The sequence below is a fragment of the Pseudomonas sp. NFIX49 genome (assembly GCF_900115915.1).
Taxonomy (GTDB): Bacteria; Pseudomonadota; Gammaproteobacteria; order Pseudomonadales; family Pseudomonadaceae; genus Aquipseudomonas; species Aquipseudomonas pharyngis.
In genome coordinates, this window is record NZ_FOYE01000007.1 from 290,861 (window position 1) to 312,205 (window position 21,345).

Below are 21,345 nucleotides of genomic sequence, written 5' to 3' on the forward strand. Positions count from 1 at the left end.
AAGGTTCCCGCTGATGATCCGCCATCCATGGCGGAAAAGACTCAGAAGCCGTAAGTAGCGGTGGCGTAGTAATAAGCGCCGTTGGTACCGATCGGCGAGAGCACGTCGTACGGCAGGTTGCCGCCGTAGTTGATGGCCGAACCCGAGCGTTCCGGGTAGTTGTCGGTCAGGTTGTTGCCACCCAGGGCGATGCTGAATTTCGGGGTGAATTTGTAGGTCACCTCGGCGTCCAGTTGCCATACCGCGCCGTAGGTTTGCTCAGGCTGCGAGTCGCCGAAATCGAACACCCGAGTGGTTTCGCCCTGACGGGTCAGACGCCCGAGCAGGCCCCAGTGTTCGCTGGTCCAGTTGGCGGAAAACACGAAGCGATCCTTGGGCGCGGCGTCGGTCAGGGTGTTGCGTTCTTCGACCCCGACCAGCGCGTCGTTGCCGATCCCTAAGGCGGTCAGTTGCGACGGCGTGCCCTTGGTACTGGTGACCTTGGTGTGGTTGTAGGTGTACGCGGTGGTCAGGCCCAGTTGCCCGTCGTAGAACGGCTGATGGTAGTTGAGCACCAGTTCGGCGCCGTCGGTGCTGGTGTCAGCGGCGTTGGTGAAGAAGTTGACGTCGTGCACGCCTGCCACGCCGAAGTTGTCATTGATGTAGCTTTCCAGCGCGTCGCTGCCGATTCGCTGGGACAGGGTGATGCGGTCCTTGACGTCGATACGGAACACGTCGAGCGACGCATCGAAGCGTTCGTTCAACTGGAACGTCAGGCCGAGGCTGAAGTTCTTCGAGGTTTCCGGATCGAGTTTTTCCGCGCCCAGGGCACGGGCAATCGGATCGTTGACCGACAGCACGCGGATATCGGTGAGCGTGCCGCCGTCGCCGAAGTTGCTGGTGGTGTTCTGGAAGCCGCTCTGGGCCAGCGACGGCGCGCGGAAGTTATTCGACACCGCACCGCGCAACGCCCATTGATCGGTCAGCTTGTAGCGACCGCTGAGCTTGCCGGTGAGTTTGCTGCCGGCGTCGTCGTAATGTTCCCAGCGCGTGGCGGCATCAACGAAGAAGCGGTCGGTGAGATCACCGGACAATTCGGCGTAGGTGCCGAACACGTTGCGATCCAGATCCGACTCTTCACTCGGGCGCAGCCCGTTGGCGCCATCGGCCCCGGAACCGATGTAAGAGGCTTCATCTCCAGCAAAGGTCAGGTAGTTTTCGTAGCGATATTCACCGCCCACCGCCAGCACGAACGAACGGCCACCGATGCGCAATTCACGGCTGAAATCCAGGTTGGTGGTGGTCTGGCGCAACTCGTAATCGCCGGTGTCGAAGCGGGTCGGCGAGTCCGCGCCGAGGCTGACGTTGAGGGTGCGGCGGGTCGCCGATTCGAAGCGGTTGCGCCCGTGGGTGACGCTGCTGTCGAAATCCCAGTCGTCGCCGATCAGGCCCTTGTAACCGGCGGTGGCGGAGATGTCGGTGTTGTCACCCAACGATTGCGGCAAGTAGCCGTTGGGGTAGAACTGCGGCTGCTCGGACGGATAGCGATAGAACTCGGCGCCGGTGGTGTGGCGTTCGTTGTAGGTGCCGAAGCTGTAGGCCTTGCCGCCGGCCAGCGGCAACTCGCCGTTGAACCAGGCGTTGACGTCCCGCGCCACGCCGTCGCCCATCACATAGTTGCGCTGGCCCGGGGTGTCGGCAAAACCGTCGTAGCCGGCGCGGTTGGTGGGGTTGCGATCCTTGTACTCGGTGCCGCCGCGAATGAAGCCGCCCTCCTCACCCAGCCGCGTGCCGATCTTGGCGGTGGTCACGCTGTTCTGGCCATCGGTGGTGGTTTTGCCGATCGCGTCCTGATGGGTGTGGTAGGCGCCGTAGCTGGTGGAGACTTCGCCGCCTTCGGGGGCGTCGTCGAGGATGATGTTGATGACCCCGGCAATCGCGTCGGAGCCATACTGCGCACCGGCGCCGTCGCGAAGTACTTCGATGCGTTTGATCGCGCTGATCGGGATCGAGTTGAAATCCACCGGCGCCGTGCCGCGACCGATTTTCGACGAGTCGTTGACCACGGCCGAGGTGTGCCGGCGCTTGCCGTTGACCAGCACCAGCACCTGATCCGGGCTCATGCCACGCAGCTGCGCAGCGCGCACGTGGTCGGCGCCGCCGGAGTTGGACTGGCGCGGAAAACTGAACGACGGCAACAGCGTCTGCAACGCCTGGCCCAGCTCGCCGCCACTGGCGCCGGCGGTCTTCAGGTCCTCGGCGGTCAGCACATCCACCGGCACCGGCGAATCCAGCACCGTGCGAGCGGTGCCCCGGGTCCCGGTGACCAGCACGGTGCCCAGCCGGGTGTCATCGTCGACGCGCGCGGAAGTCTCTTCAGCTTGCGCAGGAAGTTGCCAGATTGCACTGACAACAGCGATGGCGAGTAATGAACGCGAACGGTGAATCATGCGACAGCTCCTTGAATCGCAGTTAATAACCGGCCGCTGCCGAATCATGAAGTGTCGGCAATCAGCGCACGGCAATTTCTGCTGTAGTTTTGATATTCAGAAAGGCAGCCAGGTGTGTTGAACAACTATCGGCTGTTAGAGCGCAAGAACCCCAAAGTTAGTAGAACCCCCTGTTTACCGATGCTAGACGAGCGGTCGCACGCCGCAAAAGAACCAATAACGCTTAGGTTATGCCCGACGAACGGAGTGTTGCCTGAGCAACACTTGTGTTTGCGCAACAACATGAACACCCAACTAACCAACAACTAATCACGCACGAAAACGCACTCCACGTTGTTGTAGAGAGCGTTATTAATCTGTGTTTTTTCGGTGCGAAGTTAGAGGCCGTCAGTCGAAGTCCTTTTCCCGCCAGGCATCTTCGGCAATGTCCAGCGCGTCGCCGCTGAAGCGCTGCTCAATGAACGGATCGGCGTGCAAATGAAAGCCGTTGCGCTCCCAGAAGCCCGGTTGTTCCTGATCGGTGAACTCGAGCCCGCGCAGCCATTTCGCGCTCTTCCAGAAGTACCGCCCCGCCACCACCAGACGCAGCGGCCAGCCATGTTGCGCGGTCAGCGGCTGACCGTCGTAATGGGTGGCCAGCAGGCTGTGCGGATGCAGCAGGTCTTCGAGATGCAGGTTGGTCTGGTAACCGTGATCGGCGTGGGCCATGACGAAGGACGATGTCGGCCGAATGTCCAGGGCCTGCAACAGGTCTTGCAGGTGCACGCCGCTCCAGCGGGTGTCGAACTTCGACCAGCGTGTCACGCAATGAATGTCGCATTGCAACGAGCGTTGCGGCAGCGCTTGCAGATCGGCGTAGGTCAGCTCGACCGGGTTGGCCAAAGTGCCGAACAGGCGCAGCGACCACGTCGCCAGGTCATAGGCCGGCACCTCGCCTTCGTGCAGGATCGGGAAACGCTCGGTCAGCACCTGCCCCGGTGGCAGCCGTTCGCCCAACGCCACATCGGCTTTCGGCGAACGGCTCTTGCGCAGACGCGCAGCCTTGTCGTGCATGTCGGCTCCTCAGTTCGCCACGGGAATCCACGGCGACCGCGCGACGTTGGCGGTGTCACCGAAGGCCGGCAGTTTCTGCCCAAGGTCGCGCACGTTTTTCACGTCCAGATCCAGCAGTTGCTGACGGGTAATGAGAGTCGGCGGCACCAGCACCTTGTGCCCCGGATTTTCCCCGGCAATCAGCATCGCCAGACTGCGCACGCTGATCGCCCCGGCCACTTGCGGATTGACCGCAGCGGTGGCGGCCCAGGCGCTGTCCGGTTCTTTCATGATCTGGATGTCGGCAGTGGAAATATCGGCGCTGTAGATCTTCACCTTGCGGCTCAGACCGGCCTCATCGACGGCGATCTTCGCGCCTTTGGCGAACTCGTCGAACGGCGCGAAGATCACGCTGATCCCCGGATTGGCCCGCAACACGGCGCTGGCCTGATCCGCCACCGAGTTGGCAATCGGCGGATTGAGCGTGCCGAAGCGCGCCTTCTCGATGATCCCCGGATTGCTCGCCTTGACCTGGCTCCAGATCTCGTCGCGGCGCTCCATCGGCGTGAAGCCGCTGATGTAGACATACCCGGCGTCGAAGCGGGTGCCGTTGTCCTTGAGCGCTTGATCGAGTGCCAGCCGCGCCAGTGCGTGGTGATCCTGCTCGACCTGAGTCACTTGCGGCGTGTTCAGGTCGACGTCGAATGCGACGACCTTGATGCCTTTGGCCAGCGCCCGCTCAATCGGCCCTTTGAGGGTTTCCGCCAGCCCCAGTTGCACGATGATCCCGTCGACACCGAGATCGGCGGCCTGATCGATCATCTCGCCCTGACTGGCTGCCTGCTGCCGCGCGTCGAACACCCGCAGGTTGGCGCCCAGCGCTTCGGTCTGTTTCTCCACCCCGCGCAGATAGGCTTCAGGGAAATCCCCGGAGAACAGATAGCCCACCAGCGCGATCTGTACCTGACCTTTATCGAACGGCGCCGGTGCGCCGGGCAAGGCCTTGGCCTGCGCATTGAAGGCCAGTGCCGAGAGCAACGCCCCGGCGAGGCAATGACGTGCGAACTGCTTGATTGAACCGTGCATGGATCTTTCCTTGAAGCATCAATGAACCGGCTCAGCGCGCCCGATGCGCGAGGCCGAAGGTGAACATCAGGGCCAGCACCAGCACCAGTCCCTTGACGAAATCCTGCGCGTAATACGGCGCGTTGAGCATGGTCAGGCCGTTGAGCAACGAAGCCACCAGCAACGCGCCGACCAGCGTGCCGAACGCGTTGGGCTTCTTCGCCCCGAGCACGGCAAAACCGATCAGCGCAGCGCCCAGTGCATCGAGCACCAGACCGTTGCCGGAGCTGACATCACCGCGCCCCAACCGCGCCGCCAACAACAATCCGCCCAGCGATGCCAACAACGCCGAGAGCACATAAGCCAGCAACTTGAAGCGCTGCACCGGCGCACCGGCCAGACGCGCCGCCTGCTCGTTGCCGCCAATCGCATAGAACAACCGGCCGATGCGCGTGCGTTCGAGAAACAGCCACACCGCCACCGCGACCACCGCCGTGATCAACACCGGAATCGGCACGATGTCCCACAGCCGTCCCCGGCCCAGGGCCAGAAACACTGCACTGAACGAACCCTCGGCTTCATCGCCGTTGGGTAAAGTCATGCCCACCGCAATCGAGCGCCCGCCCGTGGGAATCAGTTGCACGCCGATCACCAGGAACATGCTGCCGAGCGTGGCGAGAATGTCCGGCACGCGCATCTTCACGATCAGCCAGCCGTTGAGCAGCCCCACCAGTGCGCCACCGGCCAGGCTGATCAGCACCGCCGGCACCGCGCCCCAGCCGAGCACCACCATCACGTAACTGGCGATCATCAGGCTCATGGCCGCCACCGCGCCGATCGACAGATCCAGCCCGCCCACGGCCATGGTCAGCGTCACGCCCAAGGCCAGCAGCGCGACAATCGACACCGACTGCAGAATGCTGAACAGGTTGCCAACGCGCAGGAACGCCGGTTCCGCCACACTGAAAAACACCACGATCAACGCCAGCACCCACAGCAGGCCGTAGCGGATCAGCGCTTGCACGAAGCGCTCGGACGCCGCTGGGGCGGATGACAACAGGGAACTCGAATCAGGCACTCGCTCTACTCCTTGGCGCGGCGTGAACAATAGAATTTTGCGGATCGTTGCCGGCCAGCGCGGCGACCAGGGTGGCGCGATCCAGCCCGGCACGCGGGTACTCGGCCACCACCGCGTGATCGCGCACCAGCAGAATCCGGTCGGCGATCTCCAGCGCTTCATCGACGTCCGAGCAGATCACCAGCGTGGCGCGGCCAGCGGCGCTGTCGCGCAACAACTGGCCGATCTCGCGCCGGGCACGCACATCGACGCCCTGAAACGGCTCGTCGAGAATCAACACTCTGCCCTCGCCAAGCAACCAGCGGCCGAGCACGACTTTTTGCTGATTGCCGCCGGACAACGCACTCATCGGCACATCGATGCCGGCGGTCTTGATTCCCAGCGCTGCGACTTGCGCCTCCACCGCCGCCGCTTCGGCACGGTTGCGGATGAAACCGCCACGGGTGAAGCGTTCGAGGAACGGCAAGGTCAGGGTTCGGCGCAATGAAAAGTCCGCCACCAGCGATTGACTCGCGCGATCCTCGGCGGCGAAGAACACGCCACTCTGGATCGCCTGGCGGGGCGAGCCCGGTTGCCAATCGATGCCGTCCAGTTGCAGAGAACCGGACAATGTTTTGCGCAGCCCGAACAGCACTTCGGCGATCTCGCTTTTGCCGGCGCCGAGCAATCCGGTCAGCACCACCACTTCGTTTCCGTGCAAGGACAAATCAAAGGCACGGGTGCGCGGCAGGACTGTCACGCCGCGCAGTTTCAGCACTTCGCGCCCCGCCGCTCGCGGTGTGTAGACGTGAGCCTCCAGCGCCTGACCAAGCATCGCTTCCAGTGCCTCTGGCAATTGCCGGGCACTGAACTCACCGGCCAGTTGCCCGTCGCGCAACACCACGGCGCGATCGGCCACTCGTTGCAGATCGGACAGCCGATGGGAGATGTACAGAATCGCCACACCACGACTGCGCAAGGTGTCGATCAGCCCGAACAGGCGCTGCGCTTCGGCATCCGACAGGGCCGCTGTCGGCTCGTCGAGAATCAGCAGGCGCGGTTGCAGGGCAAAGGCGCGGGCCAGCACCACCAGTTGCCGCTCGGCCTGGCCGAGGTGTTCGATCGGTTGCTCCAGCGGCAGCACCAGACCGAGCCCCGCAGCGATACTCGCGGCGCGTTCCAGCAGGCGTTTGCGGTTGAGCCAGAAGTCAGCGTCGGGGCGGCACAGTTCATCGAGCAGCAGGTTTTCCGCCACGCTCAATCCGGGCGCGATGCCCTCGTTGATCTGCTGATGAACCGCGACGATGCCGAAGCGGCGCGCCGACAGCGGCGAACTGAAATGCCGGGGTTGGCCATCGATCCGGATCTCGCCGCCATCGTGGGCCTGACTGCCGGCGAGGATCTTTACCAGCGTCGACTTGCCCGCACCGTTGGCGCCGAGCAGCGCCACCACTTCAGCGGGAAAAATATCCAGGCTGACCCGGTCCAGCGCCCGGTTCGAGCCAAAGGTCTTGCTCAGTTCACGTACACGAATCAGTGGCTTGGAGACCACAGCGACAGGCGCACCCATAAAATTCCTTAACGTCGATGAGCCAGCGAACGCACCAGTCGATCGCCCAGGCTTTGCACGCCCTGGACGAGGATGACCAACACCACGACGGTGGCGACCATCACTTCATTGTTGAATCGTTGATAGCCGTAGCGGATCGCCAGATCGCCCAGTCCACCGCCCCCGATCACCCCGGCCATGGAAGAAAAACCGATCAGCATCACCAGCGTCAGGGTGATGCCCGCCAGCAAGGCCGGCAGCGCTTCGGGCAACAGCACTTTGAAAATCACGTGGCGGATGTCACCGCCCATGGCGAGGATCGCTTCGATCCGGCCCTTTTCGACTTCGTCCAAAGCGTTCTCGACGATCCGCGCGAAAAACGGAAAGGCACCGATGGTGATCGGCACCACGGCGGCAGTGCTGCCCAACGTAGTGCCGACCACCAGCCGGGTCAGCGGGATCAGGGCAATCAGCATCACCACGAACGGCAGCGAACGACCGAGGTTGATCACCGCGCCCAAGGCCTGATTGAGCCTTGGCAACGGATAAAGACCCTGACGGCGACTGATGAACAGCAACACCCCCAGCGGCAAGCCGATCAGCAAGGTGAACAGCCCGGCGAGCAGCACCATGTACAGGGTTTCGCCGGTAGCGTTGAGCACCAGTTGCAGGATTTCATTCCAGTCGATCACGCGGTTCATGAGTGGGCCGCCCGTACGCCGTATTGCCGCAGAAAGCTCAAACCGGGCGCGTCATGCCCCAGCGGCAAGCCGCAACTGGGCCGCAGGGAAGCGCCGAGGGCGGACTGCGGATCGGCCAGCAATCGAGCGACTGGCCCCGCCTCCACCAGTTTCCCGTTGGCCATGGACGCGGCGTGATCGCAGATCGACTTGACCACATCCAGCTCGTGGGTGATCAGGACGATGGTCAAACCGAGCTGGCGGTTGATGTCGCGCAACAGCTCCAGAATCGACGCGGTGGTTTCCGGGTCGAGGGCGCTGGTGGCTTCGTCCGACAGCAGATACGCCGGCCGCGCCGCCAAGGCCCGGGCGATCCCGACCCGCTGCTTCTGCCCGCCGGACAGTTGCGACGGAAAGGCTTCAGCCTTGTCGCCCAGGCCCACCAGATCCAGCAGTTCCCGAACCCGTTCATAACGCTGTGGCTTGGCAACCTTGGCGATTTCCAGCGGCACCGCGACGTTGTCGAACACGTTGCGCGAATGCAGCAGGTTGAAGCCCTGAAAGATCATGCCGATGCGCTGACGCTGGCGGCGCAACTCACGGTCGGACAGCGCCGTGAGGTCTTCGCCGTCCAGCAGAATCCGCCCGGCATCCGGGCGTTCGAGCAGATTGAGGCAACGCAGCAACGTTGATTTACCCGCGCCGCTGCGCCCGAGAATCCCGTAGATCGCGCCATCGGGAATGCTCAGCGACACCTGATCCAGCGCCGGGCTCGACGCTGACGGATAGGTCTTGCTCAACTGCTCGACGACGATCATGGCTTGGCATCCGCCACCGGGATCACCGAGCCCTTGAAGTTCTCGGCGATGTACTTGGCGACTTGCGGCGAGGTCAGGTCCTTGGCCAGTTGCTGAATGCGTGGATCGTTTTCCAGTTTCGGCGTGGTCACCAGAATATTGGCGTACGGGTTGTGCTCGGCCTTCTCCAGCCCCAGCGCATCCCTGGCCGGCACCAGCCCGGCTTCCAGCGCGTAGTTGCCGTTGATCACCGCCAGGTCGACGTCGTCCAGTGCGCGGGGCAGTTGCGGCGATTCGATTTCGAGGATCTTCAGCTGTTTCGGATTTTCGGCGATGTCCTTCGGTGTCGCCTGATCGGCCGCCGGGTCATTGAAACCGGGCTTGAGTTTGATCAGGCCATTGTCCTGCAACAGATACAGCGCGCGGCTCAGGTTGGTGACATTGTTCGGCACCGCGACCGTGCCTTTGTCCGGCACCTGGGCGAAGGTTTTGTGGCGATGGGAATAGATGCCCAGCGGTTCGATGTGCACCGTGGCGGCCACCGCGAGTTTTTCGCCGAGAGCCTTTTCCTGGGATTGCAGGTACGGCAGATGCTGGAAGTAGTTGGCGTCCACATCGCCGTGCACCAGCAACTCGTTGGAGTTCACGCCCTGCGGGATTTCGATCACCTTGAGGTTGAGCTGCGGATCGAGTTTCTGGATGTACGCCAGAATCTGCGCGTGGGGCACCGGGTCGGCGGCAACCCGCAATGGCTCCAGCGCTCGAGCGCTGAACGAAGTCACCAGCGCGCCGAGGACGGCCAGGGTCAAGCCTGCTTTTTTCAACATGGAAAGAGTCCTTCTGCGAATGATGGATCAGGCGTTGGCGGTCTTGCGAAGCGGTGTCTGGGTATTCGACGCATCGGCGTAGAAGCGCTGCGCGACATCGGGATGGGAGCGCAGTCGGCCCTTCAGGTAATTCCAGCCGACATCGCGAAACAACGGATTGAGCGGATCGCTGGCCGGGCCGCGCGCCTCACGCAACAGCGCCGTCGGCAACGGATACAGCGGCACCACCGCATCCAGTTGCGCGCCGAGGAAAAACGCGATGGACAAGCGCTCGCTGCCAACTGGCGGCGACACCACCCGATGCACCGTGGCACGCAGGTAACCGTTGGTGGCCAACTCCAGCAGCTCGCCGATGTTCACGACCAGCGTATTGTCCCGAGGCAGCGCATCGATCCAGCGCCCCTCTTCGATCTCCACTTGCAGCCCGGCCTGCCGGTCTTGCAGCAGGAAGCTGAGAAAACCCGAATCCTTGTGCGCACCGACGCCCTGATTGCTCGCCGTCGAGGCTTGCCCCGGATAGCGCATCAACTTGATGTGTTCGTTGGGTTTGTCGCCGTACAACCGGTCGAAGGCGTCTTCCGGCAACGACAGTGACTGGGCGAATGCACGCAGCAGGCGCAGCGACATTTGGGTCATCGCCTGCTGCCAGTCGAGCAACAGCGGCTTGAGTTGCGGCAACGCCTCGGGCCATTGATTCGGCCCTTGCAGCCGCGCCCACAACGGACTGTCGGCGTTCAACGGCAAGACCTCACGCTCGGCGCCCAGATCAAATTGCTCACGCTGATCGGGCTGGCCACGGGTGATCTCGGAAGCGGCGCGGTTGTAGCCGCGAAAGTGCGGCGAATTGATCATGCCGACAGCGGTTTTCTCGCTGTCGGGCAAGGCGAAGAACTGGCGTGCGTGATCCTGCACTTGCTCGAGCAGGCCGGCGTCGATGCCATGGCCGGTCAGGTAGAAAAAACCCACATCGCGGGCGGCATGACGCAGGTCATCAAGAAAGGCCTGGCGTTGCGACGGCGTACCGTCGAGCTGGGACAGGTCGAGGATGGGTAATGCGGTGATGTCTGAGGTGTGCGGCATGATTCACTCCCGTGTGAATCAAACCTGAAGAGTCCGTGATCGATTCAGCGCGTGCCGTCATGGCAATCGGGAGGTCTATCGGTTTGATGCATTTGATTCGTCTATGAAACAAAACTAAACGATATTAAAAACACCGAACAAATACCTTTTTTGCATTAGCTTAGGTCTGTCTTACTACAGGGCTCAGCTGACCACCGCGCCCTTCGGGCCGCTGGCAATAAGCGCCGCCCCACACGAAGTTTTCATACCGTCGAGCGCAATGGGCACCCCATCGACGGTGTAGGTGCTGCTGCCCTCGGCAATCGGGAAAATCCCCTTGCACAATGGGCAACTGACCTTGTGACCGAGCCCGGCAATCGGCTTGCCGTTAAGGTCAGTCCGGGAGAAGGCTTCGAGGACCTTGCCACCGTGGGTGGTGGAGTCGCCGAGGCGGATTGCGTCTTTCATGTTGTCACTCCTTTGACCTGACTTCTGGCATGCCAAATGGGGCCGTGGAATCCATCAAACGTGAAAACGGCGGGCCTTGAGTCGTATCAGGGGAAGTAGCTTTCGATCTCGGGATACTCATCCAGGAACTCATCACTTCGAATAAAGGCGTCAAGATCCGGGGACTTCTTCGCAGCCGCGACAATCGCCTTGATCTTCTCTGCGTTGTCCGAGTTCACGACACGACCGATCAGAATAAGAGGCCATTCCTTGCCACTTGCCTGTCTTTGCAACGTTGAGAAGTTCACCGCAAGCCTTTCAGCAAAAACGCCCGCTTCAGCATGATCAAGAACACCCACCACGCGCTCTTGCACACCGTAGTCGTCTTCATCGCAAAAGGTCGACAGTAGTACATCAATGGTTTTTGCATCGAGTTCGTCGCGGACACTGCTCACGAGCGCCGAGAACTCACGAGCATCTTCCGGGTTCTCGTAGCGATCCAATGAAACCAGTTTATCTCGCCACACTTTGAACGCTTGATCATTCATGGTTTCTCTCACTTATCCAGAAATTTACGGCACTTGGCATACGCCAGCATTTCTTGCATTGCTTCATTGTACTTTCTGGGTTGTCCGACCTGAGTGGCTACACGGCGCACATCTCTGATCTCCATCGCCATTGCACCTCTCATGTCTCCCACTTCGATTTTTGACTGAACCTGAGCTCGATAGGCTTTTCCGGGATTACCCTGGTGGCCGTGACTCATTGTTTGGCTATGGTCATAGGGCTCCATTTGTATTGCTGGCCCCTGGCTTCTCTTAATCGGACTGGTGCTGTCTGCCGGCATGTGATGCGACTCGATCCCCGAGGCCGTGGTGCCTCCGTAAGATCCACCTCTGAATGGCCCGGTTCCTTCAGGGTTGCCTTTCTTCAGATCGGCACACGGACATCTTGCCAAGCCTAGCGGGTCAATCCAGCCCAGTGGACTCGGCGCATATACAAAGAGGTTCAACCCACCGTCATAACCGATGGGATCTTTGCTGATGAAGCGTCCAATCAACGGATCGTAATAACGATAACGATTGTAATGCAGCCCCGTTTCATGATCGTGATATTGCCCCTGGAAGCGAATCGGGTTGCCAATACCCTGTTGCTGCGCCATTGGCGAACGCTGCTCAGACACGCTCCCCCATGCCTTGTACTGAGCGCTCCAGGCTATTTCGCCATTCTGGTCGGTCAACTCCAGAGGCGTCCCCATTCGGTCGCATTGATACCAACTCAACACGTCGATTGGCAGTGCCACAGGTACGTGATTCCACAGCGGGTCGTCCTCCAATTGATACTCGCCGCTGAAGTCAGGCTGCCCCATCAGAATGATTGGCTGGTGTCGCAAAGCTTGCGCAACCGGAATGTAAGTACCCGGCTCATAGATGTAATGCACCGTGCGTCCGGGATCACCATCCAGCAGAGCCGGACTGCTCTCCCAGGCCAGCGTATCGCCGTCCCAGCCATACAATGTGAAACCACAACCCGACTCTCGCTGCTTGCGGACAAACTCATTGTCGTTCCACTGTGATCCGGCTTCAGGCCGTCGCTTGAAATGCGCAGTCGAGTTCTTGTAAAGGCGGCGTCCCAATACATCGTAGGCATACTCGACTTCCAGTCGGGCATCATCAAAGTGAACCAAACGGTCGAACAAATCCCAGCGCATTCTGGCGATACTGCCGTTGTGCCAACGCTGTATCAGATTGCCTCGATCATCGTATTCATAGTGGGTACCCGAGTACTCGCGCAGCAGGTTGTCCACCCGCTTGCTACGCATCGGGTCCTGATCCAGAGGTCGGCGCATCTGTTCAACCGGCTCATCAAGCAAGTTACCGGCAGGATCAAAGGCGAAAGTTTCCACACCCTGTCGACTCGCCGCCTTGATCAGGCGCCCCACCGGATCGTACTGATACGTCAGCGGCCCGCGTCGCGTGTCGTTGAGAAGGATCAGTTGGCCCGCAGGATCATATTGATATTCACGCTTGAGCAACGTGCGCTTGTCATCGCTGCGACCCAACAATTGCTCCTGCAACTGCCCAGCCGGGTCCCACTTCTGCGTCTGCAATAAATGGTTGCCCTGATGACGGGCGATTTCGCGATGCAGATCATCACGCTCCCAGGCCAGCAACTCGTGGTCATCCACTTTCAATCCCAGCAAGTGCCCGCTGCCGTAGGTCATCCAACTGACTCTTTGGCCATCCGGACGCACAGTCGCTACTCGCTGATTCAGGGCATCGTATTCATGTTGCCAGACTGCGATCCGAGGCTGCTCCAGACTCAGATAATGCTGATGTTCACGCAGCAGGTTGCCCGCCGGATCGTGGAACCACTGCAAGCGACTGTGATCATTTTCAGCCAGTGTCATATTGCCGTTGCCATCGTAGGCAAATGTTTCACTTTGTACCTGTTCGCCCAGACTCGCACGGCGCTCTATCAGACGGCCCATCAGGTCGAATTGGAAAGCCACTCGCCGCTCGCCATCAAGCTTGCTGCTCAAACGACCTGATTCAGTGTCGTACTGGTAGCGCGTAATATGGCCGTCGAAACCTGTTTCCTCCAATAACCGCCCCATCGGATCGTAGTGAAAATGGGCGCTACGCTCATTTTCGTTCTCCAAAGCGGTCAAACGACCGAGACGGTCCCAGCGATAGCGCAACGTTTGCTCAGCCGCATCCACTCGCTCGGCGATAAGGCCGGCGGCGCTGTAGTTCCAGGTGGTGCAGCGGTTCAGGCCGTCGACATGGGCCAACAGTCGCCCTTCGGCATCGCGACTGAAACGCTCCTCAGACTTGTCCGGATGCCTGATCAACACCAGTTGACCTGCCACATACTCATACTCGGTGCTTTGCCCTGCCGCATCGGTAAAGCAAATCAACTGACCCAGGCCGTTGTACTCCCAGGTACTGGTTTTGCCGGAACAATCGGTGTACCCGGTCAACTGACCGGCATCGTTGTATTCGAATTTCTTCTCTGCTCCGTTAGCATCCTTGACGGTCTCCGGATAGCCGGCAGATGTGTAGGTGTACTCCGTCTTGTTACCCAGAGGATCGACAGCTTCCACAAGATTGCCGCTGTCGTCATAAGCTCTGGTCCACTGTCCGCCCTCTGCATCACTAACCTTGATCAGTTGGTCCAGATCATCGTATGCGTAATGCACTACGGTGTTATCGGCACGGATGTGTTCGAGAAGATTGCCACGCTCGTCGTAGCTGAACCGATCAACGCTTCCATCGGTGTGGACATGTCGCACGACATTTTTGGCCTCATCGCGGAACAACCATTCCGAACGCTCATCCGGATGACGGATACGGTACGTGTAGCCAAGAATGTCGTAGTAGTGCCAGGTCTCATTGCCGTGAGCGTCAGTGACGTAGGTCAGACGAATGTTTTCGTCCCACTCAAGTCGAGTATCGAAGCTTCCATCATCCGCCCATTCACGAATCGCTTTGGCATCGGAGCCGTCCCCCTGCCATTGCAAATTCATGCCCCGCCCGGTCCGGTCGGTGTATCGCGTGATCAGATGGCTGCGGAATTCATAATTCCAGGCATAACCGTTTTCATCCCGTGCCTGAACCAGATCGCCCAACGCATCATAGTGATAGGCACACAGTTGGCGCTGAGGAATGCCATCGGCGATCTCCCACAAACCTGTCAGACGTCCGTGGTCATCGATCAGTGTTCCGAGTTGTAGATGAACCTTTGTAACGTCCCCCTGATAGGTGAGCAGGTCAGAGAGCACCGGCTCATCACCATGCATGTGCTCATAGTGCAGCATGATTCCAGCACCGCTGCGCAGCTCGATGCCGGCGAGCAGAAAGCGTGCCCCACGACGCACGTAGGTCTCCTTTCGCTCGACGCCGCGGCACAGCAGCAATTGATTTTCACCTGAGCGAATCAGAGTCAGGTTTTCAATCGGGTCATGATGGGCTTCGCCGACTTTGGGCAACGCAAACTCATGACTTCGGCCATCGGCCGCATGAAAGACCAACCCGTCATCCACATAATCGAAACGAGTGGTGAACTCGTTGATCCAGCGAGCACCCAGGCTGCCTTTGTCGTAGGCCTCCAGATTCGAGTAATAAGTACGGTTCCAGACGACGGGAAACGGGCCCGGCAAACGGAAATCCGTGTGGGTGATGGTTTCCGTGCCGCGTGCAAAGCTGATGTTTCTTTTCGTGCCTGTCGGGACGCGATTCTTGCAATCACTGGCATCAGAACGGGCTCGAGCCTGGCTTTGCTGCAACTCCAGTTGGCCTTTGCCGGCGCGTTGTTCTGCCTTGCTCGTGGCCCCCGGTTTGACACTGGCGGCCTGACCATGAGAGCGACGTTTGCGCCAAGTTACTACAGAGCCCGCCAACATCTGCAACAGCCAGCCGATGGAATGCTGAACGCCTGGGTCACCAAGCTTTTTCATCTGGGATTGCAGCTCCACCCCCAGCGTGCGAAGCATCGATGTGTTGCTCAGTACCAGAGCCTTGGCTTTCTCCGGCAGCAAGTTCTTGGCGGCACTGTTGGCAACGCCTTTGCCTGCAGCTTTGTAGGCACTGAAAGCGGCACCGAAAATGTTGCTGATAGCCGCCTTGGGGTCATGCAACAACTGACCGCGCGCCGCCGTGATTTTCGAACCGGCCGCATTGAGGTCTCCCTTCGCATCGAGCTTGCCGTTGACCACCTTTTCCAGGCCCTTGGCGATCTCGTTCACCACGCTTTGACCCAGTTTTCCAGCGTCGTCGAGAATGCCCGCCAGTTTGGGTTGTGCCTGTTTGACGAAGTCATCGATGGTGCCGACGATGGTCGCGTTCAGATGCCCGATCAACACTTCAATCAGAGAGTCCCCCAGCAGCATCTTGGCGCTGTTACGCAGCTCCTGACGCACCAACCCCAGGGTCGGGCGTAGTGTCATGCGCGCAGAAGCCATGGTCGGTGGCGCAGGCAATACACCAATCAGGTTGATACCCAGGCTGACCCAATCCAGCACCTGACGCTGTTTGCTTTTGGCCAGGGTGACGATGTCTCCAAGGGCATCAACCAACGCCATGATGTTGCCCACGACAGGAAGAGCACCCGCGACGTTCTTGACCCGATCGAGTGTGACGACACCGCCGCTGATAGACTGCAACCAGGCATCGAATTTGGCAGCGCCGCGTCCAACATCCTGAATATCGATCGTGTTGAGTGGCACCACCGCGACTTGCGGCTCACGCTGTTTCGCACCACCGCCCCCAGTTGTCATGACAGCACCTCACCCGCCAGCAATTCCGGAGTTTTCAAAGAAGGTTTTGGAAGTGTCGGCGTTGGCAGACTCGGCAACTTGCCCGCCTTGCTCGCCGCCCCGAGAATCCCCGACGCACTCGGCATTGCCGCACTCGCCAGTTTCGGCAGCCCGGCCCCTCCGCCCTGCATCACGCCTTTCACCTGCTGCGCCGTTTGCATCGCACCTTGCGCGGTCTGCACGGCGCCCATCCCTGTTTTCGCCATGTCCTTGCCCTTCTCCAACATGTCCCAGTTCTTGCTTGGCAGCACCTGCGCCACCATGGCCTGAACCTGACTCGGCACGTCTTCGGCCCCCGGCGGATTCAACGGCCATTCCGGCTTGCCGATGTAGCTGCCGTCGCTCCAGGTGTCCGCCGGATCCTGGCCGAACAGCACCCGCGCCGGGCCTGGTGCGGCGCCGGCAACGCTGGCGAACCCCTTCGCGTCGAGCTTGCCCTTGATGCTTTTGCCCAGCGCATCGATGACTTCGTAGTCGCCGTCCTTGATGCCCTGACGCCCGGCGTACTGGTTGAACAGCTCCAGATTGCCCTTGCCCGGTTTCGGTGGTTCCGGGAACACACCGGCCAGGGATTTCGCCCCGGTGTAGGCGAAGTTCGCCGCGTGGGCGGTGTACGGGCCGCTGGTGGCGTGGGTGATGCCGCCGGCGTTGTAGGTCGTGGCGCTGCCGCCACCCTGGATCACCAGTTCGGTCTTGGCGGTGATGGTGATGCGGTCGGCGTTGGCGGTGATGTTGAGTTTGGCCAGCAGGTTGATGCTGTCCTTCAGCGCCTTGACGTCGATGTCGCCGGACGCTGCGACCAGACGCCAACCCATGCTTTGCACGAACAGACGCATGCCACGGCTGGCGCTGGCCAGCAGGCGTTTGCCGATGGAAAAACTGGTGTGCCCGGTACTGCTCAGCGCCAGGTGTTCGCCGGTGGCTATGTGGCTGGAGCGCGGGGTGGTCAGGGCGATGCCGGCGGGACTGGCGAGTACCAGATGCGGCTCGGTGAACTCGGGAAATTCGTTGGCGGTGAGGTTCGCCGGGCCACTGCCGAGTACGCCTTGATGCTGCGCGTGCAAGGCCTTGGCCACGTCGTCCTGATCGCCCGCTTCCTGGGCCTGAAGCTCTTTGGCTTGTGTGGCGAAACCGTCCTGTTGGTCGCTGGCGGTGGCCAGGCGCTCGGCGGTTTCCGGCAGGTCCTTGTGGTGTTTCGATTCGTTCGGACGCGGTTCGGTGGTGATCAGCAGACCGGCTCCGGCACGCACGGCGCCGTGGCGGTCGGTTCTTAACTCAAAACCTTCACCCCGAGGCTGACCGCCGCTTGGGCGCGGGTGGGTCAGGTAACCAAGGTTGATCGCGCTCGCGCCGTGATCGCTGCGCAGCGCGATGCTGATCTCGCTGGTGGTGTCGTCGATGCGCAGTTCGTTGGCGCGGCTGCCCTTGTATTCCTTGCTCTTGACCGTGGCCAGGGTCTTGAAGTCCGGCAGCTTGTACGGCGGCAGATTGGCGCCGTGGTACAGGCAACCGGTGATCAGCGGCTGATCGGGATCGCCTTCGAGGAAGGTGATCAGCACTTCCATGCCGACCCGCGGAATGTTGATCGAGCCAAAGGTTTCCGCCGCCCAACTGGAGGCCACGCGCATCCAGCAGGTGGTCTTGTCGTCGTGCTGGCCTTCGCGGTCCCAGAAGAACTGCACCTTCACCCGGCCGTACTGGTCGCAGAAAATTTCTTCGCCTTCGGGACCGGTGACCACGGCGCTTTGCGAACCGAGGACTTTGGGTTTCGGGTGGTCCAGCGGCGGACGGTACGGCACGTCCCACGGGATCGCGTTGAAGCGGTTGCGATAACCCTGATGGAAATCGTCTTTGTTGTCCGTGGTGTCGCTGGTCACCGACTCTTCCAGCACTTGCGGCTGCTTGCCTTCGTGGAAGATTTCGGTGAGCAGCCACAGGTCGTTCCACGTCGGATTGGCGTGGTCGGTCAGGGCCAGAAAATGCCCGGTGACCAGAATCGGCTGATCACTGTTGCCCTCGGCCAGGCGATAGTCGCTGCGGTGGCGTTCGAGGTTGCGGTTGGCCAGGTGCTTGCCACGCTCGCGATCCACGAAACGGCCTGGGTAATCGTAGTCTTCCAGGTCCGGCTGGGCGCTGCTCTTGGCGTCGCTTTCCAGCTCGATCTTCGGTTTGACGAAGTCGTAATCGCGGCGCGTGGTACGGCTGGTGCGGGTGGCCAGGCGCAGGCCGAAACGCTTGACCACCGGTTGGTCCGCCACCAGCCCGGAGTCCTGCTGATACGCCACCGGCGCCAGTTTCGGGAACACCGTCTGGTCATCGCCGAAGGTCAGTTTGTGGCCGCTGGACGTGTGCTGGAAGTGGTAGTGAATGCCTTCTTCTTCGCACAGGCGCTGGACGAAATGCAGGTCCGATTCGTCGTACTGCGTGCAGTAGATCCGCTCGGGATACACCGCACTCAACTGGAAGTGGTAATCGCTGGCCAGAATGCCGTGCTCTTCCAGCACCTGACTGATGATCTGCTGCACGGTCATCTGCTGGAAGATGCGCTGGTTGAAGCGGTGCGCCAGGTACGAAAGCTGCGGTCGCAGGGAGATCTTGTAGCGGGTCAGGCGCTTGCCCGCCTCGCCCTGGGCGATGCTGTAGATCAGCCCGTGAATACCGGTGCCGCTCGGCGACAGCTGAAGAAACGCCAGTTTGTGCAGCAGGTTTTCGAGGTTGATCGAGGCCTTTTCGCTGACCAGTTCCAGCTCGAATTCGAAGGGAGTGTTGAGGGCTTCCCGACCGGTAAACGACAGGACCTGGAAATCGCTGTCCGCGCCATCGATGGTCAGATTGAAGTGAGGCTGGTTGGCCGGTGAGAACATTCCCTTGTCCCTCGTGCTGTGCTGCAACCCACGCCAGATGGATAAGCATCTGGCGGCAGTAATCCTTTAAGAACTCAGAGGTTCCGGCCAGTAACGCTGGCCGGAACGGTACAACCATCAGCCGCGTTTAAACGACCGGAGCACGCCAGTCATCGGAGCCCGAAGTACCGGAGACTTCGTGGGTCCAGGTGATCTTGCGGTAGGTGAAATGCACCTCTTCCAGATGAGTGAAGTGGGCGTTTGCCGGGTCCTGGCAGTTGTGCATCTTGTTGTTGATGGCGACGATGATCGCGTCTTCCAGTTTGGTGGTGTAGTAGTGCTCTTGGGTGCCTTGCGCCGAAGTACGGTACCACTGGATAACGATTTCGCTCATGCGCTCGCCGGAAGTCAGAGCCGCTTGCAGCAGAGGCGAAGCCTTGTCGTAGACCTTGGTGATCACGACTGGCTTGTGCACGCGCTGACCGGTTGGCTGACCGGATTGCGGGTCACGCGGGATAATCACGTCGTGGGTGAAAGCCTGAACCATGACCTGGTCTTCGTGGCCTTCCTGATAGGTGTTGCCAACGGAGTCGGCGGTGAAGGCGCCGGCAGTGATCAGGCCTTGTTTTTCGCCGGTAACCGACATGTACGCTGGTGTTGCCATGGGGTGTGCTCCTTGCTCAAAAGACAGGACCGGACGGCGTGATTGCCTGCCCGGGTGGCCAAGGAGTTATCAAAAGTCGTGCCAGCCGTATCAGGGCTGTTACCCATCAAAGACTTACGACGTTTACGTGAGATTCGTTCGATTTTGGCTGTAGGAAACAGGGAAAAAGTGCGCAAGAAGTTGCGCAATGCTGTGCAACTTCTTGCGCACTTGGCTGTAAGCCTCGATATAGAGAGCTTGCCGTGGCTTTCACCGTGATTTTATTACGGGCAACTGCGCAACTTTTTGCGCAGTTGCGCCAATCCGATCAGAGCTCCGAAATCAGACTTCCTGCAACGCCCGTGGTCGTTGACTGCGCTGCTGCGCCGCCGCATCCGGCGCCTGCTGCAACTGAAAGTCGAACTTCAATTCGGCTCGACGTCCCGCTGCATCCTCCAGAAATTCGACCTCCCCGACCAACCCTTCACGGGTCGCATACGCAAAGTCATCCCACAGATACTTGTCCCCGGACAGATTGATCTGCGTCGTAAGGTGCCGATGCCCCGGTGCAGAAATGAAGAAGTGAATATGAGCCGGGCGCTGGCCGTGGCGGCCGAGCAGGTCGAGGCATTCCTGGGTCGGGCCTTGCGGGTCGCAGCCATAACCGGAGGGCACGATGCTGCGGGCGCGGTAGCGGCCTTCGGCGTCGGTGATGATCCGCCGGCGCAGGTTGTATTCGGACTGGCTCTGGTCGAAGAACGAGTAAGTACCTTTGGTGTTGGCGTGCCACAGGTCGACCGTGGCGCCGACCAGCGGCTGGCCCTGCGGGTCGAACACCTGGCCTTCGAGCAACATCAGCGTGGCGACGCCCTCCTCGCTGCCGTCGTCCATCCGGCATTCACCTTCGTACAGCGGCGCGCCGGCCACGTACAACGGGCCTTCGATGGTGCGCGGCGTGCCGCCGGTCAAGCCGATCTGCGCATCCTTGGCGTCCTGCAGCAGGTCGAGAAAATGCTCGAGGCCGAGGCCGGCCACCAGCAGCCCGGCTTCCGAGCGGCCGCCCAGGCGGTTGAGGTAATCGACGGCTTTCCAGAATTCGTCTTCGCTGATCTCAAGGTCTTCGATGATCCGGGCGGTGTCCTGCAACACCCGCAGGACGATGGTTTTCAGACGCGAGCTGCCGCCGTCGTTGGCGAAACCGGCGGCTTGTTCGAAGAACGCTTGCAGCTCGGCAGTGTGGGCAATCTTCACGGTCATGGTGTTCACCTCATCTTGTTGTTGTGGGGTCGGGTCCGGGCTCAGCGGTCGTCGGTGTGGATCGATGAGGGATGGCGGCAGAGGCCGTCGATCTCGATGTCCATGTAGGGAAACAGCGGCAACAGCATCAGGGTGTCGTGCAGCGCTTCGACGCTTGGGACGTCGAACACGCTGTAATTGGCGTAGTGCCCGGCGATGCGCCAGAGATGGCGCCACTGGCCTTCGCGTTGCAGGCGCTGGGCGAGTTCCTTTTCGTCGGCCTTGAGCTTTGTGGCAACGGCCGGGTCCATGTCGGCGGGCAATTTCACGGTCATTTTTACGTGGAACAGCATGGCGTTCTCCT

At 60.6% G+C, this 21,345-nt stretch carries 16 protein-coding genes; all 16 read right to left on the reverse strand.

Annotation, left to right across the window (positions count from 1 at the left end):
* Positions 1-41: 41 nt before the first annotated feature.
* The 16 genes from BMZ46_RS21510 to catC all read right to left on the reverse strand — a co-directional run bounded on the left by BMZ46_RS21510 (position 42) and on the right by catC (position 21,334).
* Positions 42-2,429: a TonB-dependent receptor plug domain-containing protein gene (locus tag BMZ46_RS21510; protein WP_074690786.1), complete on the reverse strand. Its 2,388-nt coding sequence runs from the start codon at positions 2,427-2,429 to the stop codon at positions 42-44.
* 387 nt (positions 2,430-2,816) lie between these two features.
* A complete protein-coding gene (locus BMZ46_RS21515; RefSeq protein ID WP_074690785.1) occupies positions 2,817-3,482 on the reverse strand; it encodes a sulfite oxidase-like oxidoreductase in 666 nt (221 codons plus the stop codon).
* A 9-nt stretch (positions 3,483-3,491) separates the two neighbouring features.
* Entirely contained in the window at positions 3,492-4,547 is a 1,056-nt protein-coding gene (locus tag BMZ46_RS21520; protein ID WP_074690784.1) for a substrate-binding domain-containing protein, read from the reverse strand.
* A gap of 31 nt (positions 4,548-4,578) precedes the next feature.
* A complete protein-coding gene (locus BMZ46_RS21525) occupies positions 4,579-5,604 on the reverse strand; it encodes an ABC transporter permease (protein ID WP_074690783.1) in 1,026 nt (341 codons plus the stop codon).
* Positions 5,597-7,153 (reverse strand): sugar ABC transporter ATP-binding protein, encoded by a 1,557-nt coding sequence (locus tag BMZ46_RS21530; RefSeq protein WP_074690782.1) that lies wholly within the window; start codon positions 7,151-7,153, stop codon positions 5,597-5,599. The genes BMZ46_RS21525 and BMZ46_RS21530 overlap by 8 nt, the downstream gene beginning before the upstream one ends.
* A gap of 8 nt (positions 7,154-7,161) precedes the next feature.
* Positions 7,162-7,833 (reverse strand): methionine ABC transporter permease, encoded by a 672-nt coding sequence (locus BMZ46_RS21535; protein WP_074690781.1) that lies wholly within the window; start codon positions 7,831-7,833, stop codon positions 7,162-7,164.
* On the reverse strand, positions 7,830-8,630 hold the full coding sequence (locus BMZ46_RS21540) for a methionine ABC transporter ATP-binding protein (RefSeq protein WP_074690780.1): 801 nt from the start codon (positions 8,628-8,630) through the stop codon (positions 7,830-7,832). The genes BMZ46_RS21535 and BMZ46_RS21540 overlap by 4 nt, the downstream gene beginning before the upstream one ends.
* Entirely contained in the window at positions 8,627-9,436 is an 810-nt protein-coding gene (locus BMZ46_RS21545; RefSeq protein WP_074690779.1) for a MetQ/NlpA family ABC transporter substrate-binding protein, read from the reverse strand. Before BMZ46_RS21545 ends, BMZ46_RS21540 begins: the two co-directional genes overlap by 4 nt.
* A 27-nt stretch (positions 9,437-9,463) precedes the next feature.
* Entirely contained in the window at positions 9,464-10,516 is a 1,053-nt protein-coding gene (locus BMZ46_RS21550; protein WP_074690778.1) for an isopenicillin N synthase family dioxygenase, read from the reverse strand.
* 183 nt (positions 10,517-10,699) lie between these two features.
* Positions 10,700-10,963, reverse strand: a complete 264-nt coding sequence (locus tag BMZ46_RS21555) for a PAAR domain-containing protein (protein ID WP_074690777.1) — start codon at positions 10,961-10,963, stop codon at positions 10,700-10,702.
* 86 nt (positions 10,964-11,049) lie between these two features.
* On the reverse strand, positions 11,050-11,490 hold the full coding sequence (locus BMZ46_RS21560) for a hypothetical protein (protein WP_074690776.1): 441 nt from the start codon (positions 11,488-11,490) through the stop codon (positions 11,050-11,052).
* 8 nt (positions 11,491-11,498) lie between these two features.
* Positions 11,499-16,220 carry an RHS repeat-associated core domain-containing protein gene (locus BMZ46_RS21565; RefSeq protein ID WP_074690775.1) on the reverse strand — a complete coding sequence of 1,574 codons (4,722 nt, stop codon included), beginning with the start codon at positions 16,218-16,220 and terminating at the stop codon, positions 11,499-11,501.
* The gene (locus BMZ46_RS21570; protein WP_074690774.1) at positions 16,217-19,123 is read right to left on the reverse strand and encodes a type VI secretion system Vgr family protein; all 2,907 of its coding nucleotides are present in this window, start codon (positions 19,121-19,123) and stop codon (positions 16,217-16,219) included. Before BMZ46_RS21570 ends, BMZ46_RS21565 begins: the two co-directional genes overlap by 4 nt.
* Positions 19,124-19,250: 127 nt before the next feature.
* The gene (locus BMZ46_RS21575; protein WP_011333753.1) at positions 19,251-19,766 is read right to left on the reverse strand and encodes an Hcp family type VI secretion system effector; all 516 of its coding nucleotides are present in this window, start codon (positions 19,764-19,766) and stop codon (positions 19,251-19,253) included.
* A 321-nt stretch (positions 19,767-20,087) separates the two neighbouring features.
* The gene (gene catA / locus BMZ46_RS21580) at positions 20,088-21,002 is read right to left on the reverse strand and encodes a catechol 1,2-dioxygenase (RefSeq protein ID WP_074690773.1); all 915 of its coding nucleotides are present in this window, start codon (positions 21,000-21,002) and stop codon (positions 20,088-20,090) included.
* Positions 21,003-21,043: 41 nt separating this feature from the next.
* Complete coding sequence (catC, locus tag BMZ46_RS21585; RefSeq protein ID WP_039771165.1) at positions 21,044-21,334, reverse strand: muconolactone Delta-isomerase; 291 nt, start codon at positions 21,332-21,334, stop codon at positions 21,044-21,046.
* Between the last annotated feature and the right edge of the window lie 11 nt (positions 21,335-21,345).

Bases quoted from the DNA above. Each gene is read 5' to 3' on its own strand.
- BMZ46_RS21535 (WP_074690781.1), bottom strand. From the start codon at position 7,833: ATGAACCGCGTGATCGACTGGAATGAAATCCTGCAACTGGTGCTCAAC.
- BMZ46_RS21550 (WP_074690778.1), bottom strand. From the start codon at position 10,516: ATGCCGCACACCTCAGACATCACCGCATTACCCATCCTCGACCTGTCC.
- BMZ46_RS21520 (WP_074690784.1), bottom strand. From the start codon at position 4,547: ATGCACGGTTCAATCAAGCAGTTCGCACGTCATTGCCTCGCCGGGGCG.
- BMZ46_RS21545 (WP_074690779.1), bottom strand. From the start codon at position 9,436: ATGTTGAAAAAAGCAGGCTTGACCCTGGCCGTCCTCGGCGCGCTGGTG.
- BMZ46_RS21575 (WP_011333753.1), bottom strand. From the start codon at position 19,766: ATGGCAACACCAGCGTACATGTCGGTTACCGGCGAAAAACAAGGCCTG.
- catC (WP_039771165.1), bottom strand. From the start codon at position 21,334: ATGCTGTTCCACGTAAAAATGACCGTGAAATTGCCCGCCGACATGGAC.
- BMZ46_RS21560 (WP_074690776.1), bottom strand. From the start codon at position 11,490: ATGAATGATCAAGCGTTCAAAGTGTGGCGAGATAAACTGGTTTCATTG.
- BMZ46_RS21510 (WP_074690786.1), bottom strand. From the start codon at position 2,429: ATGATTCACCGTTCGCGTTCATTACTCGCCATCGCTGTTGTCAGTGCA.
- catA (WP_074690773.1), bottom strand. From the start codon at position 21,002: ATGACCGTGAAGATTGCCCACACTGCCGAGCTGCAAGCGTTCTTCGAA.
- BMZ46_RS21540 (WP_074690780.1), bottom strand. From the start codon at position 8,630: ATGATCGTCGTCGAGCAGTTGAGCAAGACCTATCCGTCAGCGTCGAGC.
- BMZ46_RS21555 (WP_074690777.1), bottom strand. From the start codon at position 10,963: ATGAAAGACGCAATCCGCCTCGGCGACTCCACCACCCACGGTGGCAAG.
- BMZ46_RS21515 (WP_074690785.1), bottom strand. From the start codon at position 3,482: ATGCACGACAAGGCTGCGCGTCTGCGCAAGAGCCGTTCGCCGAAAGCC.
- BMZ46_RS21570 (WP_074690774.1), bottom strand. From the start codon at position 19,123: ATGTTCTCACCGGCCAACCAGCCTCACTTCAATCTGACCATCGATGGC.
- BMZ46_RS21565 (WP_074690775.1), bottom strand. From the start codon at position 16,220: ATGACAACTGGGGGCGGTGGTGCGAAACAGCGTGAGCCGCAAGTCGCG.
- BMZ46_RS21530 (WP_074690782.1), bottom strand. From the start codon at position 7,153: ATGGGTGCGCCTGTCGCTGTGGTCTCCAAGCCACTGATTCGTGTACGT.